The organism is Pseudomonas sp. P7758, from assembly GCF_013386485.1.
Lineage (GTDB): Bacteria > Pseudomonadota > Gammaproteobacteria > Pseudomonadales > Pseudomonadaceae > Aquipseudomonas.
The window spans coordinates 1-18,746 of the sequence record NZ_JACARS010000113.1 but is presented as its reverse complement, the minus strand read 5'-3'; the positions used below and the strand labels follow the sequence as shown (position 1 = coordinate 18,746).

Sequence of the window (18,746 nt, the reverse complement as noted above, 5' to 3'; positions counted from 1 at the left end):
CGTTTCGCCAAATCCCCGGCTAAACCGACCCGTTTTCGTAAGCCAAATCTCCGACAAAAATAAATCCCACAAAACCCACATATGCAACAAATCCAACTTGACAGCTTCCATTCCCTTGGCGTCTATTGACGTACCCGCTGGATCATTTCGCAGATGTCCCAGGATGCTCAATGAAGACTGATACCTCACTGACCCACATGCCCAGCGTCCTGCACGCAGCCGAAAGCATCCGCCAAGGCACACTGACCCCTGTGCAACTGGTCGAGCAAAGCCTCGAAGCCATCAAAACCCACAATCCCACACTGAATGCCTTCGGCGACGTCTACACCGAATCCGCGCGGGAGCAGGCTGAAATCCTGACCGCAGAAGCGCAGGCCAACCAATTTCGTGGCCCGCTCCACGGCATCCCCTTCGGCATCAAAGACCTGTTCTCCACCGCCAATCTGCGCACCACCCGCGGTTCGCTGACCGGCCTGGACAACGTCCCCACCCAGGACGCCCCGATCATCCGCCGCCTCAAGGAGGCCGGCGCGATCATCGTCGGCAAGACCGCCACCACCGAATTCGGCTGGACCGGCGCCAGCACCTCCCGGGTTTTCGGCAATGGCCGCAACCCCTGGAACCCCCAGCTCACCAGCGGAGGATCCAGTTCCGGCTCGGCCATTGCGGTGGCAGCACGCATGGTCCCGGCCACGCTGGGTTCCGACGGCGGCGGTTCGGTGCGCATTCCCGGCGCCTTTTGCGGTGCATTCGCTCTTAAAGGCTCTCTGGGGCGCATCCCCACCTGGCCCTGGTCCGCCACTGAAATGCTCAGCCACGCCGGCCCGATCACCCGCACCGTGCGCGACAGCGCGTTGCTCTTCGATATCCTCTCCGGCCCCGATCCGCTGGATCACCAGGCCTTGCCCGCGCCCACCGAGTCCTACCTGGCGCGCTGCGACCAACCGCTGGGCCCCGTGCGTGTGGCTTATTGCCCGACCTTGTTCGATACGCCGGTGGACCCGGTCATCGCCGCCACCGTCGAAGCGGCGGTGCATTACCTTGCGGATGAGCTGCCGGTCACCGTCACCACCCTGACCCTGGACTGGCAAGACCCGCTGGCCACCTTCGAAACCCTGTGGGTCGGCGGGCGCGGGATCGCCTATGGCAAATCCCTGGCCGATCGCCTCGACCAACTGGACCCGGGTTTCGCTGCGCTGATCAAGCGCTCCGCCGATTACGATCTGGCGGCCTACCTCAAGGCTGTGCAGCAACGTGCACTGTTCGCCAATCAGGTACACGCGCTGTTTAATGACTACGACGTACTGCTGATGCCGACGATGCCGATCCTGCCGTTCGCCGCCGACCGGGTTGCCCCCGAGGGCTGGCCGGGCGAGGAGGGCGCGGTGCCCTGGGCCCGCTGGACGCCGTTTACCTATCCGTTCAATATCACCGGCAACCCCGCTGCCAGCCTGCCCTGCGGCTTCAGCCCGAGCGGTTTGCCGATTGGCCTGCAGGTGATCGGCCCACGTTTTGCCGACGCCCAGGTGCTGCAATTCTGCGCGGCCGTCGAAGCCATCGCCCCCTGGGATCAGCACCGTCCCCCGATGCTGATGCCCTGATTGATTGCACCCGGAGCGGACTCAAAAGAAGCCCGCCCGTGATAAACGCTTTGTGTTGTCCTGCCCTTTCACACCCTGATGAGTGAGAGGTACCCGTGACCCTGTCCATGGCTGTATTACGTTCTATGCTCCCCGCTGGACCGGCTCGCGCCGCGTTTCGCCGTGGGGCGCGCAATACCGGCCGCCTGAACCTGCCTTGGAATACCTCTTTTATGCTCAACCAGCCACGTCTCGACGAAATCATGCTCCTGCTCACTCAACACCAGCGCGTCAAGGCGTCGGACCTGGCGCAGGCGCTGTTCGTCTCCGAAGAAACCATCCGCCGCGACTTCAAGTACCTGGAAGAAGCCGGCAAGCTGCGGCGCATCCACGGCGGCGCGATCCTGCCGCGGCTCAACGAAGAACAGCCGCTGCAGGTGCGCAGCCGCATCAAGCCCCAGGCCAAGACGCGTATCGCGGTGTGTGCAGCGAAGCTGGTGAGCGAAGGCATGGTGCTGTTCCTCGACACCGGCACCTCGACCCTGGCCCTGGCCCAGCAACTGACCGCGTTCAGCCAGTTGCGCATCATCACCAACTCCCTGGACATCGCCCGCCTGATCACCGAGCAAAGCGCCAACCAGGTGCTGGTGGTGCCCGGCGATGTGCGCCGCAACGACAACGCGCTGATTGGCGCCCACACCCTGGAATTCGTCCGACAGTTCCACTACGACATTGCCTTCATGGGCATCGGCGCTGTCGACCTGGAGCTGGGGTTCATGGACTACCAGGAGCCCGAGGCGCTGCTGCGCCGGGAACTGACCAAACACAGCCTGCGCAGCGTGATCCTGGCCGATGACGCCAAGTTCGGCCACCGCACCTTTATCAATACGCTGCCGTTCAGCGCCATCACGACCCTGGTCACCAATCGTGCGCCGTCCAACGACTTTGCGACCCGCCTGGAGCAAGCCCATGTCGATATCCTTTACCCCTGAGTTGCTGGTGCCCAGTGAACAGGACCTTGAAACCTTCGAGGCGCTGTTCCGCGACACTTCGGCCATCGGTGCAACCAAGGCCGGTGGGCTGCATCGCCTCGCCGCCTCGGCTGAAGACGGCGCCGTGCGCGACCTGTTCGCGGCCTGGCTGACTGAACGCGGTTTTGACGTGCGTGTGGATGCAGTGGGTAACATGTTCGGTTTGATCACCTTTAATCCAGAAGCGCCCTACGTGCTGTGTGGCTCGCATCTCGACAGCCAGCCGAGTGCCGGGCGTTTCGATGGGGTCTATGGCGTGCTGGCCGGCGCAGTCGCGGTGGCCAGCCTGGCTCGCCAACTGCGCGAGCGCGGCGAAGTACCGGCGTGCAACCTGGCGGTGGTGAACTGGACCAACGAGGAGGGCGCGCGTTTCCAGCCCAGCCTGATCGGCAGCAGCGTGTTCACCGGTGACCTGGCCCTGCAGGACGCCTGGGCCTGCCGCGATGGCGATGGCATCAGCCTCAAGCATGCGCTGCAGCAGATTGGTTATCTGGGGGAGGGCCGCGTCGAGCTGGACGTCGCCGGTTATGTGGAAATCCACGTCGAACAAGGTGATGGCCTTGAGCGCGACGGGCTGGCCATCGGTGTGGTGCGCGACACCTGGGCCGCCCTCAAGCAACGGATTCGGTTCATCGGTGAACAGAACCACACCGGTCCTACACCCATGGCTGCACGCAAGGATGCCTTGCTGGCCGCCGCCCACGCGATCACTGCGGTGCGGGCCGAGGCCGACCTGCACGGCGTGCAACTGCACAGCTCGGTGGGGCGCCTGGAGATCTATCCCAATTCCCCCAACGTGGTGCCTTCCAGCGTGACGTTGCATGTCGAGTACCGCTCGCCCGACACCGAATTACTGGCCGCAGCCGGTGCGCGCCTGGACGCCAGCCTCAAGGCCACCGCCAGCGCCACGTCGACTGACTACAGCATCGAAAGCCGCGCCCTGCGTGAGCCGAGCCACCTGCATCACGGTTTTGCCGAGCTGGCCTACGGCGTCGGCCAGCAACTGCGCTTGCCCATCGGCAACAGCGTCACCGTGTCAGGCCACGACGCCATCAGCCTGAGCCGGCATTACCCGGTGTGCCTGCTGTTTATCCCGAGCAGCAATGGCGTGTCCCACAACGAAGCGGAATTCACCAGCGAGCAGGACATGCGCAACGGCCTGCACATGCTGACCGCGTTGCTGCACCGCGCCTGTTCCACCCCCAACGCCTACCGCTGAGGTCTGCCATGTCGAGTCGTTTGCAAGCAAAGTCACGGCTGCTGGGCGCCCTGGAGGCCGCCGGCTTGTCCGCCCATGTGGTGGTCGAAGAGGGCACCGCCGGGATTGCCTCGCCGGTACGCCTGGCCACCGAGTGGGCCGGTTTTACCGTCAGCGCACCGTGGGGCCAGTGTTACGCCAAAGTCTTGCATGACGACATGCGCGCGCTGATCGACATTGAACGCACTGCCCGCGCCACCCAACTGGCAGCTGATTGCGACGTGACGCCGGGTGTGCGCCTGGTGGATGCCACGGCCGGCGTGTTGCTGCTGGATGCGTTGCCCACCAGCGAGTGGCGTTGGGCCCGCCTCGGCGAATTGATGCAGCCCCAGCGCCTGCAAGCGCTCTGGACCCTGAAGAAACAACTGCACCAAGGCACCTCGCCGGGCTTCGCCCGCTCGCCGCTGCAAGACATCCAGCACCTGCGCGAATTATGCGTGCGCTACAGCGTGGCCTTGCCCATCGACCACGCCTGGATCGGCACCTGCATTGACCTGGCCTGGACCTCGCTGCAACTGAACGCCAGCGACTCGGTGCCGCTGCACGGCGACGGCGTGGCGAGCAACGTGATGATCGGCCCGGACGGCGCCTTGCAACTGATCGACTTCGATTACGCCGGCAGTGGTGATCCCTGGTACGACGTGGCCATCAGCCTTAACGAGTTGTACGTCTTCGAAAACGACTGGCGCGAAGGCATCCATGCCTGGGCCGGCGAGTGCCGTGAAAGCGACTATGCGCGCTGCCGCTTGTACGCCTTGATCAACGATTGGTACTGGACGCTCTGGGGCCTGTGGGTCGGCGCTACCTCGGCGCGGCCGCTGGAGTTTTCCAAGGTCGGGCAGTGGACGCTGTTGCGCTGCCGCCAAAGTCTGCAAGACCCGCGGTTTGAAGGTTGGCTACGTCAGGTACAGGAGGGACAGGCATGAAAGCGTTAGGTGAGGCGTGTACGCCACAAGAGTGTCAGCTGGAAGCGGCGGTGCGCGGGGTTGCCAGTTGGGGCGGCACCGGCATTCGTTATGAACCGGTCAGCGGCGGGATTTCCAACACCAACTGGCGGGTGGAAGTGGCCGGGATCGACACTGCGTATTTCTTCAAGGTGCCGGGCGTGGGCACCGAGATGTTCATCGACCGCCGCACGGCCCACGACGCCAGCCTCAAGGCGGCGCAAACCGGCTATGGCGCGCCGGTGTTCGCATTCCTTGAAGAGTTCGGCGTGGAAGTCTTCGAGTTCATGGAGGGCTGGCGCGCCTCCTCCAACCACGACTTCCTCGACCGCGACGTGCGCCACAACGCGCTGCACGCCCTCAAGGCGTTCAACGACCAGCCGCCACTGGTGCAGACCAAGACCGTGTTCGACATGATTGCCGAGCACCAGCGGCAGGTGGAGCAACTCAACGGCTGCAAGCCCGCCGACGACGCCTGGCTGCGCCGCCAATGCGACCGCGCCCGGGGCGTGCTGCAAGCTTCCGGCATCGACCTGGCTCCCTGCATGAATGACACCCTGGCGGGTAATTTCATGCTCAACGACCGTCGGCAAATTCGTCTGGTGGACTTCGAATACGCCTCCAACAACGACCGGCATTACGAACTGGCGCTGTGGTTCGGCGAAATGTTTTTCACTGATGAAATGGAACTGGCCCTGATCGAGGATTACTTCGGCCAGGTCACCCCGCAGAACCTCGCGCGCATCAAGTTGCACAAGGCCCTGGCGGACATCAAATGGTCGACCTGGGCGATGGTGCAGCACGCGGTGTCGCAGCTGGATTTCGACTTCTACAAATACGGCACCTGGAAGCACATGCGTGCCCGCAGCATCATCAACGATTCGCAATGGGAAACCTGGCTAAGACAGGCTTGAGCCTGCGCCAGACAACAATAATGCATTGAATGAAGTCACTTGGGCGCTGATTGGTGCCTGCGTTTTCACTGCTTGATTTTTGTTTGATCACACAAAAAAACGATCCACAAATTCAAGGAGCACCCGACTCATGAAATCTGATAGCGCACCACCCGGACGCCTGAAAAGCCAACTCTTTGGCGTGTACTTTTTCCTGTTGCTGATGCTCGCCTTATTCCCGCCGTTCTATTTGAGCGTGAGCGGCAGTACCGCGTTGGTACTGGGCATACCGTTGCCGATCTTCTACTGGATCGCCGTTGCCGTCCTCGCAGGCCTGGGCCTGTGGGCGTTGTACGTCGCCGAATTGAAGGCCGGCGAAATACCCGAAGAGGGGGATGCGCAATGATCAGCACCGCCAGCGATGCCAACCTCTTTATCACCTTCGGCGTCATCGGCCTGTTCCTGGCCGGGATGATCGCCGTGCTGTACGCCACCAACCGCGAGAGCACGAGTTTTTCCGATTACGCCGTAGGCGGGCGCTCCTATGGGCCGTGGTACATCGCCATGTGTTACACCAACTCGTGGTGGCCGGGCTCGACCTTTACCGCGTTTTTCGCCCTGACCATCGGCGGCGCCCTGGGCTTCTACGGCATGGTCTACGCCACCCTTGGCGTGACGGCAATGTACCTGATGGCCCGCCGCGCGTGGACCTGGGGCCAGCGTTTCAACCTGCGCACCCAGCCGGACTTGCTCGGCATGCGCTTCAACAGCCCGGTGGTCAAGCGCGTGGCCTCGATCATCGGCATCATCTCGGTATTCCCGTGGGTGGTGATGGGCATCCAGGCGTTGGCGATGTTGTTCCAGTTCGCCAGCTTCGGCCGCTGGGGCGTCACCACCTGCCTGGTCGCCGGCGTGGTGGTGGTGCTGGTGCGCCAGTACTGGACCGTGAGCATGGGCATGCGCGGGCTGATCATGACCGACATGTTCCAGGGCCTGATCGCCTATGTCGTGTGTGCGGCGCTGTGTGTGTTCCTGCTGTTCGGCGACCAGGCGTCGTTCTCCAACCTGTCGCACCTGCCGGCGAAAATGTTGCTGATTCCCGGCGCCAGCGGCACCGGTTACGGCCCGCTGTACATGTTCAGCCTGATCTTCACCGGCGTGATCGGCTCGATGTGCTGGCCCATGAGCTTCCAGCGCATCTACACCGCCAGCGGCGTCAAGGCGGTGAAGAAAGGCACGCTGTACACGATCCTGTTGGTGGGTGGTTTCTACGGGATTCTGATGCTGTTTGCCGCGGCCATCAGCCAGGACCCGAACGTCATCGCGCACCCGCAACAAGGCTGGTTCCTCTCGCTGTTCGACATCGGCGGGCCGTGGATGCTGGCGCTGGCTATCGTCATCGTACTGGCGGCGAGCATCGGCCACGTCGACGGCTGCGTGCAGGTCTGCGGCACCCAGTTCGCCAACGACCTGGCTACCTGGAACACCCCGCGTACCGATCGGCAACTGACGCTGTTGGCCAAGTCCGGGATGGTGGTGTTTATCGTTGCCGCCTCGGTGCTGGCGTACCTGACCTTTGATTACGCGCGACTGCAATTGCTGGCGCAGATTTCCTACCAGGGGATTATCCAGTTGGCGGTGCCGCTGTTCTTCGGCATTTTCAGCCGCCGCGGCAACAAGGAAGGCGCGATTGCCGGGATGCTGGCGGGGATCGTGATGGCGATTGTGCTGACGACGATGTACCCGGACGACATTCCCGGGCTGGGGTCGTTGACCAGCGGGATTGTGGGGCTGGTGGTCAATGCGGGGATTTTTGTGGCGTGTGCATGGGCGATCAAACCGAGTGCGCAGGAGAGTGCTCGGGTGGAGCAGTTGTTTGAAATGGCGGCGCCAGGGCGCAAAGTGCCAATGGGGGCAAGGCCGGTCCTGAACTGAACCCACTTCTCAAACCCAATGTAGTTCCAATGTGGGAGCCGGCTTGCTCGCGAATGCAGACTGTCAGTTAAAGCATCAGCGACTGATATACCGCATTCGCGAGCAAGCCCGCTCCCACATTTTTGATTGTGTTTCTACACAGCATTCCCGTTTTGTCGCAGGCGTTTGTAGAGGGTATTGCGGCTGACGCCAAGCTCTCTGGCCAGGTGAGAGATATTCCCGCCCACCGCCTTCAGTCGCTCATTCAGGTCCAGACTGTCATCCACTGCATCACACACCGGCACCACCCCATTCAAATCCACAAAAAAATCATCCGGCAGATGTTCCGCCCGAATCGGCTGCTCTTCCGCCATGGCCAGTGCCACCTGCAACACGCTGCTCACCTGGCGCAGGTTCCCCGGCCACGGATGCTGTTCAAACAAGGCCAGCACCTCGTTAGTCAACCCGGCCCACTGCGTCGGCTCGCGATGCTGTTGCCACAGCTGCTTGAACAACGCCTGTTTATCCGTGCGCTCCCGTAGCGGCGGCAGCTCCAGGGTCAGGCCACCGATGCGGTAATACAGGTCTTCGCGAAAACGCCCGAGCTGTACCTGTTCGCGCAGCGAGCGGTTGGTGGCGGAGATGATCCGCAAATCCACCGGGTACAACTCGCTGCTGCCTACAGGCTGCACACAGCGTTCCTGCAATACCCGCAACAGCCGGGCCTGGGTCGGCAGGGGCATGTCGCCGATCTCGTCGAGGAACAGCGTGCCTTTGTCTGCCTTGCGGATCAGCCCGATGCTGCCTTTCTGGTTGGCGCCGGTGAACGCGCCTTTTTCATAACCGAACAGTTCCGACTCCACCAGTTCGGCGGGGATCGCTGCGCAGTTGACCGCGATAAACGCTTGTTGGCTGCGGGAACTGGCCTTGTGCAGGGCTTTGACGAACACTTCCTTGCCGACACCGGTTTCACCGTGGATCAGCAACGGAATATCCTTTTCCAGCAGGCGCTCGGCCTGACGTACGGCCTTTTCCACGCGGGCATCGCCGAAGTGCAGGGTCTTGAGACTGATGGCCGTGGGGCCGGGTTCGCGGGGCTTTTTCGTTTCCACAAACACGCGAGCCTGCACTGGCGCCTGTTTCGGCCGTTTCAGCAGGCACTGGAAACGGTTGCGTCCGGCGGCTTGCAGCGAGAAGGGCAGGCCTTCGGGCTGGTTGAGCAGTTCCAGCAGCGAGACCTTGAACAGGCTGTCGATCAACACCCGCGACAGGCTGATGCCCAGCAGGTTGTCGGCCCGGCGATTGGCCGACAGTACCTGACCGCTTTCATCAAAAATCAGCAGTCCGGCCCACTGGCTATCGAGGTTGTTCAGCCCGGTGTTGAACGTCAGCTGGAAATGCTCACCGCGAAACAGGTTGAGGATCAGCCGGTTCTCGACGGTCTGGCTCATCATCTTGACCATGCCGAGGGTGTGGGAGGGCGGCAGGTAGCTGTCGCTGGACACATCCAGCACCGCGATGATTTCCCGCTGCGCATCGAAGATCGGCGCTGCCGAGCCGGTCATGAAACGGTTGGCCTTGAGGAAGTGTTCGTCATGTTCGATATGCACTGCCTGGGCACAGGCCAGGGCGGTGCCGATGGCGTTGGTGCCGCTGGAGCGCTCCATCCAGCTGGCGCCGGCGCTGAAACCACGGGCCAGCTTGGGGTCGATAAAGCGTTGGGTGCCCCACGAAGTCAGCACCTGGCCCTGGTTGTCGGCAAGCATGATCAGGCAGTTGGAATTGCTGAGGATGTTTTCGTAGTAGGGCAGCACTTCCTGGTGGGTGGTCTGCACAAGGGAATGCTGGCTTTCCAGCAACTGGCTGACGCCGTCTGCGGGCAGTTGGTCGAAGCTCGGTGTGCTCTGGTGATCCAGGCCATAGGCCCGGCAGCGGCGCCAGGAGTCCTGGATGATGGCATCGTGCGCCAGCGGTGTGCTCATGGCGGTGACCCTTGCTTTATTGTTGTTCTGGGGTGCGGAAGGCCCGTTCAGTGTTGTTCAGAACTGTTCATTGTCAACCCGCCGATTGTTCAGTTGTTCAGCCTGACCTGTTCATTTCTGTTCAGAGGCGAATCGCTGTTTTGCCTAACTCGTTGACCGGCCTGAGGTTTGGGTTGTTGGCACGGAACTCGCTCTGTGCTCCTGCCAGAACCATTCCAATAATAAAAAGGTCGTGTCATGTCATTGACCCTGGAGCACGTCACTCGCGTTGTCGAAGGCCAAACCTGGATCGACGACGCCAACCTGCGTTTCGAAGCCGGTTCCTTCAATGTATTGCTGGGCCGCACGCTCTCCGGCAAGACCAGCCTGATGCGCCTGATGGCCGGCCTGGACAAGCCTGACAGCGGGCGCATCCTGATGAATGGCGTGGACGTCACCCAGAAGCCGGTGCGCCTGCGCAATGTGTCGATGGTCTATCAGCAGTTCATCAACTACCCGACCATGACCGTGTTCGAGAACATCGCCTCGCCGCTGCGCCAGGCCGGAGTCTCTGCCGAGCAGATCCAGAGCAAAGTCCTCGAAACCGCGAAAATGCTGCGCATCGAGAAATTCCTCCAGCGTCACCCCCTGGAACTCTCCGGCGGCCAGCAGCAACGCACCGCCATGGCCCGGGCGCTGGTCAAGGATGCCGAGCTGATTCTGTTCGATGAGCCCCTGGTGAACCTGGACTACAAACTGCGCGAAGAACTGCGCCAGGAAATGCGCGAGCTGTTCAAGGCGCGTCACACCATCGCCATCTACGCCACCACCGAACCCAACGAAGCCCTGGCCCTGGGCGGTACCACCACGATTCTCCACGAGGGCCGGGTGATCCAGAGCGGCAAGGCCGCTGAGGTCTATCACCAGCCGCAAACCGTGCTGGCGGCCGAGCTGTTTTCCGAGCCGCCGATCAACCTGATGCCCGGGCGCATCAGTGGCAATGAAGTGAGCTTCGCCAACTTCGTGCACTTCCCGCTGAACGTCGACCTGCGGCCCATCGGTGAGGGCGAGTTTCGCTTTGGCGTGCGTCCCAGCCATATCAGCCTGGTGCCGAGCAACGACGATGACCTGGAGCTGGCAGTGACCGTGGAAGTCGCCGAGATCAGTGGCTCGGAAACCTTCCTGCATGTGCGCAGCGAACACTTCTTGCTGGTGCTGCATTTGCCCGGCGTGCATGAGTACGACGTCGACGCGCCGATCCGCATCTATATCCCTACCCACAAACTGTTTGTGTTCGATGGTCAGGGACGTCTGGTCCAGGCTCCGGGCCGACGTGTCGCGAGGGTTGCCTGATGGCCGAGATCCATTTGCAGAACCTGGCCCACAGCTACAGTTCAAAGCCAAACGGCCCCGAGGACTACGCGATTCGCGAGATGAACCACGTCTGGGAGCAGGGCGGCGCCTACGCGTTGCTGGGGCCGTCGGGCTGCGGCAAGTCGACCTTGCTCAACATCATCTCCGGCCTGCTCAGCCCATCCGAAGGCCAGGTGCTGTTCGACGCCAAGGTGGTCAACGAACTGACCCCGGAAAAACGCAACATCGCCCAGGTGTTCCAGTTTCCGGTGGTGTACGACACCATGACCGTGTTCGATAACCTGGCTTTTCCCCTGCGAAACCAGGGCATGGCCGAGGCGAAGATTCACAGCAAGGTGCAGGAAATTGCCGAGGTGCTCGACCTGCAAAACCTGCTGGACAAAAAGGCCCGCAACCTCACTGCCGATGAAAAGCAGAAAGTCTCCATGGGCCGCGGGCTGGTGCGGGATGACGTGTCGGCGATCCTGTTCGACGAACCGCTGACGGTGATCGACCCGCACCTGAAATGGAAGCTGCGGCGCAAGCTCAAGCAGATCCACGAGCAGTTCAACATCACCATGGTCTACGTGACCCACGACCAACTGGAAGCTTCGACCTTCGCCGACAAGATCGCGGTGATGTACGGCGGGCAGATCGTGCAGTTCGGTACGCCCCGGGAGTTGTTCGAGCGGCCCAGTCACACCTTTGTCGGCTATTTCATCGGCAGCCCTGGGATGAATCTGATTGAGGTGCAGGCAGAGGCGGGCGGTGTGCGCTTTGCCGGGACACATCTGGCGTTGCCCGAGGCGTTGCAGCAGCGCATTGGCGAAATGCCTTACAAGAAGCTGCAGGTCGGCATCCGCCCGGAATTTATCCATGTGTGGGATGAGCACAATCCCGACGCGCTACAGGCGCAAGTCACCCATGTGGAAGACCTCGGCACCTACAAGATCATGACCCTCAACCTCGATGGCGCACCGTTGAAAGTGCGCCTGGCCGAAGACAAACCGGTGCCCGAGGGCCAGGCGTCCATCAGCTTTCCGGGGCAGTGGCTGATGGTGTATGCCGATGACTACTTGCTGGAGGTGCAGCCATGAACAAGGTGCAGAACAACAAGGCCTGGTGGCTGGTATTGCCGGTGTTCCTGCTGGTGGCCTTCAGCGCGGTGATCCCGATGATGACCGTGGTCAACTACTCGGTGCAGGACATCTTCGACCAATCCAGCCGCTACTTCGTCGGCGCCGACTGGTACAAACAGGTGCTGCTGGACCCGCGCCTGCATGACTCGCTGCTGCGTCAGTTCATCTACTCGGCGTGTGTGCTGTTGATCGAGATTCCGCTGGGCATCGCGATTGCCCTGACGATGCCCACCAAGGGCCGATGGTCGTCGCTGGTGTTGATCGTAATGGCGATTCCGCTGCTGATTCCGTGGAACGTGGTCGGCACCATCTGGCAGATCTTTGGCCGTGCCGACATTGGCCTGATGGGTTCCACGCTCAATGCGATGGGCATCAGCTACAACTACGCCGCCAACACCATGGACGCCTGGGTCACGGTGCTGGTGATGGACGTGTGGCACTGGACGTCCCTGGTGGCGCTGCTGTGTTTCTCGGGGCTGCGGGCGATCCCGGATGTGTACTACCAGGCGGCGCGGATTGATCGGGCGTCCAGCTGGGCGGTGTTCCGACATATCCAGTTGCCAAAACTGAAGAGCGTGCTGTTGATCGCGGTGATGCTGCGCTTCATGGACAGTTTCATGATCTACACCGAACCGTTTGTGCTGACGGGCGGCGGGCCAGGGAACGCCACCACCTTCCTCAGCCAGACGCTTACCCAGATGGCCGTAGGCCAATTCGACCTGGGCCCGGCGGCGGCGTTTTCGCTGGTGTACTTCCTGATCATCCTGTTGGTGTCCTGGCTGTTCTACACCGCCATGACCCACTCCGACGCCAACCGCTGAGGCCGCCAACATGAGCAAGCGCAAGGTAATCCCGCTGCTGGTCTACATCCTGTTCCTGCTGGTGCCGATCTACTGGCTGCTGAACATGTCCTTCAAGAGCAACACCGAAATCCTCGGCGGCCTGACCCTGTTTCCGCAGGACTTCACCTTCGCCAACTACAAGGTGATCTTCACCGACCCGAGCTGGTACACCGGCTACCTCAACTCGCTGTACTACGTCAGCCTCAACACCGTGATTTCCCTGAGCGTGGCGCTGCCGGCGGCCTACGCGTTCTCGCGCTACCGCTTCCTCGGCGACAAGCACTTGTTCTTCTGGTTGCTGACCAACCGCATGGCGCCGCCGGCGGTGTTTTTGCTGCCGTTCTTCCAGCTGTATTCGTCCATTGGCTTGTTCGATACGCATATCGCGGTGGCCTTGGCCCATTGCCTGTTCAACGTGCCGCTGGCGGTGTGGATTCTCGAAGGTTTCATGTCGGGCGTGCCCAAGGAAATCGACGAAACGGCCTACATCGACGGGTACAGCTTCCCCAAGTTTTTCGTGAAGATCTTCATCCCGCTGATTGGCTCGGGGATCGGCGTCACGGCGTTTTTCTGCTTCATGTTTTCCTGGGTCGAGCTCCTGCTGGCACGCACGCTGACGTCGGTGAACGCCAAACCCATCGCCGCAGTGATGACCCGTACGGTTTCGGCCTCCGGCATCGACTGGGGCGTGCTGGCGGCGGCGGGGGTGTTGACCATTTTGCCGGGCATGCTGGTGATCTGGTTCGTTCGCAACCATGTGGCCAAGGGCTTTGCCCTGGGCCGGGTCTGAGGAGTCGATGATGGAATGGATGGCCTGGACCACCCCGACCGCACTGTTCTTTGCCGCGATCGGCCTGCTGCTGGTGGGCATGACGACCTGGGAATTGCGCTCGCCGAGTATCCCCCGGCGCGGCTTTTTACCGATCAGCACCACCCGTGGTGATCGTTTGTTTATCGGTCTTCTCGGCAGCGCCTACCTGCATTTGTTGGTGATCGGCGTAACCGGCTGGAGCATCTGGGTGGCGTCCGCGCTGTCTCTGGTGTGGCTGTTGTCTGTGATGCGTTGGGGCTAGCTGCCCCTTTTGAACCCCAAAACCAGGAGGTCTCTATGTTCGATAAAAACAATAAGCTGCGACATAGCATTTCATTGGCGGCCGTGCTGGCGCTCAGCGGGCTCAGTGCTGCGGCCTGGGCGGATGCTTATGAAGACGCTGCGAAAAAATGGATCGGCAGTGAGTTCAAACCGTCGACCCTCACCGAAGCCCAGCAGCTTGAAGAGCTGAAGTGGTTTATCAAGGCCGCGGAGCCGTTTCGCGGGATGAAGATCAACGTGGTGTCGGAAACCCTCACCACCCACGAGTATGAATCCAAGGTGCTGGCCAAGGCCTTCAGCGAAATCACCGGGATCAAGCTGACCCACGACTTGCTGCAGGAAGGCGACGTGGTGGAAAAGCTGCAAACCCAGATGCAGTCCGACAAGAATATCTATGACGGCTGGGTCAACGATTCCGACTTGATCGGTACGCACTTTCGCTATGGCAAGACAGAATCCATCACCGACCTGATGGCCAACGAAGGCAAGAACTTCACTTCACCCACCCTGGACATCAAGGACTTCATCGGCATTTCGTTCACCACTGCGCCCGACGGCAAGATCTACCAATTGCCCGACCAACAGTTCGCCAACCTGTACTGGTTCCGCGCCGACTGGTTCGAACGGGCAGACCTGAAAGCCAAGTTCAAGGAAAAGTACGGCTATGAACTCGGCGTGCCGGTGAACTGGTCGGCCTACGAAGACATCGCCAAATTCTTCAGCGAAGACGTCAAGGAAATCGACGGCAAGCGCGTCTACGGGCACATGGACTACGGCAAGAAAGACCCGTCCCTGGGCTGGCGCTTCACCGATGCCTGGTTCTCCATGGCCGGTGGCGGCGACAAGGGCCTGCCCAACGGTTTGCCGGTGGACGAATGGGGCATTCGCGTGGAGGACTGCCACCCGGTGGGCTCCAGCGTCACCCGTGGTGGCGACACCAACGGCCCGGCGGCGGTGTATGCCACGCAGAAATACGTGGACTGGATGAAAGCCTATGCACCACCGGAAGCGGCGGGCATGACCTTCTCCGAATCCGGTCCGGTGCCGTCCCAGGGCAACATCGCCCAGCAGATCTTCTGGTACACCGCGTTTACCGCCGACATGACCAAGCCGGGCCTGCCGGTGGTCAACGCCGACGGCACGCCGAAATGGCGCATGGCGCCATCACCCGTCGGGCCTTACTGGGAAAAGGGCATGAAGAAGGGCTATCAGGACGTAGGTTCCTGGACCTTCCTCAAGTCGACGCCCGAGAAGCAGAAACTGGCGGCCTGGCTCTACGCGCAGTTCGTGACCTCGAAAACCGTGTCGCTGAAAAAAACCATCGTTGGCCTGACGCCGATTCGTGAGTCTGACATCAACTCCCAGGCCATGACCGACCTGGCGCCGAAACTCGGTGGGTTGGTGGAGTTCTACCGCAGCCCGGCCCGGGTGGAGTGGACCCCGACCGGCACCAACGTGCCGGACTATCCACGGTTGGCGCAATTGTGGTGGAGCCATATTTCGGAAGCGGCCAGCGGAGAAAAGACGCCGCAGCAGGCGCTGGACGGGTTGGCCAAGGATCAGGACGCGATCATGACGCGCCTGGAACGCTCCAAGGTGCAGCCGATTTGCGGGCCGAAAATGAACGAAGAACGGGATGCGCAATACTGGTTTGACCAGCCGGGTGCGCCGAAACCGAAGCTGGCGAATGAGAAGCCGCAGGGTGAGACGGTCAGTTATAACGAGTTGCTGAAGTCGTGGGAGGCGGCGCGCAAGTAACCCAGACGCCGCAGATCAAAATGTGGGAGCGGGCTTGCTCGCGAAGGCGGTAGATCAGTCAGCAGATATGTGACTGACAGACCGCTTTCGCGAGCAAGCCCGCTCCCACATTGGGTTTGCGGTGTTTCTGCAAGGGGGGCTATTTGGGATACAGCGGCGGCAAGCTGGTGCTATCCCCCGCAGGGTCCTGCTCGCGCTCCGCCATCGGAATCGCCTTCACCGCCCGCCACAATTCCTCTCCCTGCCAATACTGCCCACTCTCGCTGTACAGCGCGCCGTTCAACCCATCCAGCGCATCCGACAACGGCACAAACCGCGCCGCCATATCCGCCAGGGTCTCCGGCTGCTGTCGCGCCCAGGCATCCAGCGCCTGACGCGTAGCCTGCGGGTCATTCGCCTGGCTCGCCCGCTTGAGGTCGTCCAGCAAAGTTCGCGGGCTCGGGCCGGTTTGCGCGGCACGCAAAATCGCCGGCTGCCAGCGTGCACGCCACCACAAACCGAAGCCCAGCAGGGTGGTGCAGGCCAGGATCAGGCTGGTCAGTTGCCAGATCCACAGGCTGTCGTTGTCCGGCGCGGTGATCACGGTCGGGCTGGCCGGCGTGTCCACGATCAGGCTCGGGTTGGTCGCCACCTGCAGGGTGCGCGCCGGCAGGCTGGTGCGTTCCAGATGGTCTTCGTGGGTGTTCCACCACACCACTTCCATCGCCGGCAGTTCAAGCGCGCCAACGCGGTTGGGCACCAGCGCTTCGCGGTCTTCACGGCTGCCGATCAGGCCACGGTCGTTGTTCTGGTTGCTCAGCACCGGCTGGTCCGGGTAGCGGCGCAGGCCGGGGATGTCGCTCAGTGCCAGCGGTGGCAGTTGCGCGCCGGCCAGGCCTTCGGCTTTCAAGGTCAGGCTGCGGGTCAGGGAGTCGCCCACCTGTACGTGATCGGGCTCGGGGTTCCAGCTTTCCGTGAGGGTCAGGCTGCGGGCCGGCAGCCAGGGAGCGTCGGCCGGGTACATTGCCGGCTTGGCCTTGACCGTCAACGACAGCTCCGGCGAACTGACGTGAATCAGCTTACCGGGCTTGGAACCCTGGGGGTTGTTGTCCTGGGCGGGCCGTGGCTCTACCAGGGTGGCGCTGAACGTCTGCGTCGGAATGGTCAGCGTGCCGCTGTGCTGCGGGTAGATGGCATAGCGGGTTTCGATCACACCGTGACGGATGCCGTTGATGACTTTCTCGTAGGTGCGCGACTCGCCCAACTGCTCGATGCGCGTATCGGCGACCTGCAACGGCGTGAGGCTGCTGTCGTCATACAGCGACACCGAGTGGTAGACGCGCACGGTCAGCAACGCCTGGGCCTGGACGTAGACGCTGTCCTGGTCGAGGTTGGTTTCGATGAACACAGGAGCCAGTTGGGCCTCGGTGTTCTGGCTGACGGTTTCCACCACCTGCAGGGTGATCGGCTGGGTCTTGAGTTCGCCGATCTGCAACGGCGGAATCACCACGGTGCCGTTCTCCTTGGGCAGCAGGGTGATGATCCAGCGGGTGGTGGCGTGGTTATCGCCACCCAGGGTGGTGAGCTGGTTGATCTGCCGCGTGCCGCTCACTTCAAACAGCGGGTCCAGCGGCGCCAGGTCCGGTTTGCCGAACAGCGTGACATCGTTGGACTCCACCGTCAGTTCCACCGTCTCCCCGGAATTGATGCGGCTGCGGTCGACACTGGCCACCAGGCCGGCGGCCTGGGCCTGGCTGGCCCACAACGCGAGGGTGAGAAGAAAGGCGGTGCAGCGGTTCATCGAGTCTTGTCCTGATGTTGTTGCTGTTCGTACCAGAATTTGCGTCGCAGCAACTCGCCGGGGTTGTCCGGGATCTGCCGCAGCCATTGTTCCAGGGCCTGGCGCTGCTCGCCTTCAAGCGTGCCGTCGACCGGGCGCAGGGGCGGGGTGGTGGTTTGTTCATCACCCAACTCGCTGCCGGGTACCTCGTTGCTGCCGGCGTGGGGCGTGGCCCCGGTTTGCGTGTCGGTCGCGCCGGGCTGGCCCTGGCCTTGGGACGTCTGCTCGCCACCGGTGGCGGTCTGGCTGCTGGCGCCCGGTTGCGCAGTCTGGCCGGGTTGGGTGGTTTCGTCATCCTCGTTTTTTGCAGGCTTGGCCGGCTCGGTTTTTTCCGGTTCCTGTTGCATCAGGCTTTCCACCAGCGCCTTGTTCTTCAGCGCCGGCTGCAAGTCTGGCTGGGCTTCGAGGGCTTGTTCGTAGGCATCGATCGCCGCTTCCAGCTCGCCGCTTTTGGCCAGGGCATTGCCCCGATTGTAGTGGGAGTAGGCGTCGCTGCCTTCGGCAAACCGCTTGGCGGCTTCGGCATAGTTGCCCGCTTCATACAGTGCGACGCCTTGCCATTGCGGGTCTTCGAAATGTTCGGCTGCTTCGGCCGGGCGTTTTTTCTTCAGCAGCAGTTGGCCCTGTTGGTCGGGGCGCAGCCACAGGTCCTGGAAGTCGAAGGCATAGCTGGGCTGCGGCGCGCCCAACAGCAGCAACGGCAGGAAGAACAGCCAGCCCCGGCGCCCGGCGCAGGCGGCCAGCAGCAATAGCGGTAAGAGCAGCCAGTAACCCTGGTCGGCCCAGGTGTCGAGGTGCAGCAGTTGGCCGTCATTGCGCAGGCTTTGCGGGCCGTCCAGCATCCCGAGGTGGCGCAGGTCCTTGTCGTCCAGGCGGGCCTGGCGGTAGAGGCCGCCCATTTCGCTGGCGAAGGCCTTGAGGGTCGGGCTGTCGAGACGCGGTACGAGGATTGCGCCTTGGGCGTCCTTGAGGAATTCGCCGCTTTCCTGGGTCACCGGCGTGCCTTCACGGCTGCCGATGCCAAGGATCGACAAGCTCGGCGCCTGGTTGCCTTGCAGCTGCAGGCGGATCCCCTGGCGTTCCTGCTTGGACAGCGACGAGCCGATCAGCAGCAGCCGACCCTGGCCGTGGAGAAGGCCCTGAGCCTGCTCAAGCATGGCG

General features: G+C 62.1%; 16 protein-coding genes. 13 read left to right on the top strand and 3 right to left on the bottom strand.

Going from position 1 to position 18,746, the window contains the following annotated elements; genetic code table 11:
* Positions 1–197: 197 nt before the first annotated feature.
* The 7 genes from HX873_RS23415 (at position 198) to HX873_RS23385 (ending at position 7,641) form a co-directional block, all read left to right on the top strand.
* On the top strand, positions 198–1,601 hold the full coding sequence (locus HX873_RS23415) for an amidase (protein WP_177123277.1): 1,404 nt from the start codon (positions 198–200) through the stop codon (positions 1,599–1,601).
* Between the two features lie 212 nt (positions 1,602–1,813).
* Positions 1,814–2,572 carry a DeoR/GlpR family DNA-binding transcription regulator gene (locus HX873_RS23410; RefSeq protein WP_008433061.1) on the top strand — a complete coding sequence of 253 codons (759 nt, stop codon included), beginning with the start codon at positions 1,814–1,816 and terminating at the stop codon, positions 2,570–2,572.
* Entirely contained in the window at positions 2,550–3,830 is a 1,281-nt protein-coding gene (locus HX873_RS23405) for a M20 family metallo-hydrolase (protein ID WP_177035933.1), read from the top strand. Before HX873_RS23410 ends, HX873_RS23405 begins: the two co-directional genes overlap by 23 nt.
* A gap of 8 nt (positions 3,831–3,838) precedes the next feature.
* Complete coding sequence (locus HX873_RS23400) at positions 3,839–4,795, top strand: aminoglycoside phosphotransferase family protein (RefSeq protein ID WP_177123272.1); 957 nt, start codon at positions 3,839–3,841, stop codon at positions 4,793–4,795.
* Entirely contained in the window at positions 4,792–5,727 is a 936-nt protein-coding gene (locus HX873_RS23395; protein WP_003218516.1) for a choline kinase family protein, read from the top strand. The genes HX873_RS23400 and HX873_RS23395 overlap by 4 nt, the downstream gene beginning before the upstream one ends.
* Positions 5,728–5,857: 130 nt before the next feature.
* A complete protein-coding gene (locus tag HX873_RS23390) occupies positions 5,858–6,112 on the top strand; it encodes a hypothetical protein (RefSeq protein WP_177040636.1) in 255 nt (84 codons plus the stop codon).
* Positions 6,109–7,641, top strand: a complete 1,533-nt coding sequence (locus tag HX873_RS23385) for a sodium:solute symporter (RefSeq protein ID WP_177040637.1) — start codon at positions 6,109–6,111, stop codon at positions 7,639–7,641. Before HX873_RS23390 ends, HX873_RS23385 begins: the two co-directional genes overlap by 4 nt.
* A gap of 134 nt (positions 7,642–7,775) precedes the next feature.
* On the opposite strand, the gene HX873_RS23380 is transcribed toward HX873_RS23385, so the two are convergent.
* The gene (locus HX873_RS23380) at positions 7,776–9,602 is read right to left on the bottom strand and encodes a sigma-54-dependent Fis family transcriptional regulator (RefSeq protein ID WP_177123271.1); all 1,827 of its coding nucleotides are present in this window, start codon (positions 9,600–9,602) and stop codon (positions 7,776–7,778) included.
* 237 nt (positions 9,603–9,839) lie between these two features.
* On the opposite strand from HX873_RS23380, the gene HX873_RS23375 reads away from it, so the two are divergent.
* The 6 genes from HX873_RS23375 to HX873_RS23350 are packed head-to-tail and all read left to right on the top strand — an operon-like array spanning position 9,840 to position 15,766.
* Positions 9,840–10,934, top strand: coding sequence for an ABC transporter ATP-binding protein (locus HX873_RS23375; RefSeq protein ID WP_003218524.1), 1,095 nt, complete (start codon positions 9,840–9,842; stop codon positions 10,932–10,934).
* Positions 10,934–12,031 carry an ABC transporter ATP-binding protein gene (locus HX873_RS23370; protein WP_003218526.1) on the top strand — a complete coding sequence of 366 codons (1,098 nt, stop codon included), beginning with the start codon at positions 10,934–10,936 and terminating at the stop codon, positions 12,029–12,031. The genes HX873_RS23375 and HX873_RS23370 overlap by 1 nt, the downstream gene beginning before the upstream one ends.
* A complete protein-coding gene (locus tag HX873_RS23365) occupies positions 12,028–12,894 on the top strand; it encodes a carbohydrate ABC transporter permease (RefSeq protein ID WP_003218527.1) in 867 nt (288 codons plus the stop codon). The genes HX873_RS23370 and HX873_RS23365 overlap by 4 nt, the downstream gene beginning before the upstream one ends.
* Before the next feature lie 10 nt (positions 12,895–12,904).
* Entirely contained in the window at positions 12,905–13,705 is an 801-nt protein-coding gene (locus HX873_RS23360; protein ID WP_008433050.1) for a carbohydrate ABC transporter permease, read from the top strand.
* 10 nt (positions 13,706–13,715) lie between these two features.
* On the top strand, positions 13,716–13,988 hold the full coding sequence (locus HX873_RS23355; protein ID WP_003218532.1) for a DUF2160 domain-containing protein: 273 nt from the start codon (positions 13,716–13,718) through the stop codon (positions 13,986–13,988).
* Between the two features lie 35 nt (positions 13,989–14,023).
* Positions 14,024–15,766, top strand: a complete 1,743-nt coding sequence (locus HX873_RS23350) for an ABC transporter substrate-binding protein (protein WP_003218534.1) — start codon at positions 14,024–14,026, stop codon at positions 15,764–15,766.
* Between the two features lie 139 nt (positions 15,767–15,905).
* Here HX873_RS23350 and HX873_RS23345 read toward each other — a convergent pair whose 3' ends face one another.
* Together HX873_RS23345 and HX873_RS23340 are read right to left on the bottom strand one after the other, a co-directional pair.
* A complete protein-coding gene (locus HX873_RS23345) occupies positions 15,906–17,546 on the bottom strand; it encodes a BatD family protein (protein WP_177123270.1) in 1,641 nt (546 codons plus the stop codon).
* Positions 17,543–18,746: tetratricopeptide repeat protein (locus tag HX873_RS23340; protein ID WP_177123269.1), on the bottom strand; the 1,204-nt coding region annotated here is incomplete at its 5' end. The genes HX873_RS23340 and HX873_RS23345, both read right to left, overlap by 4 nt.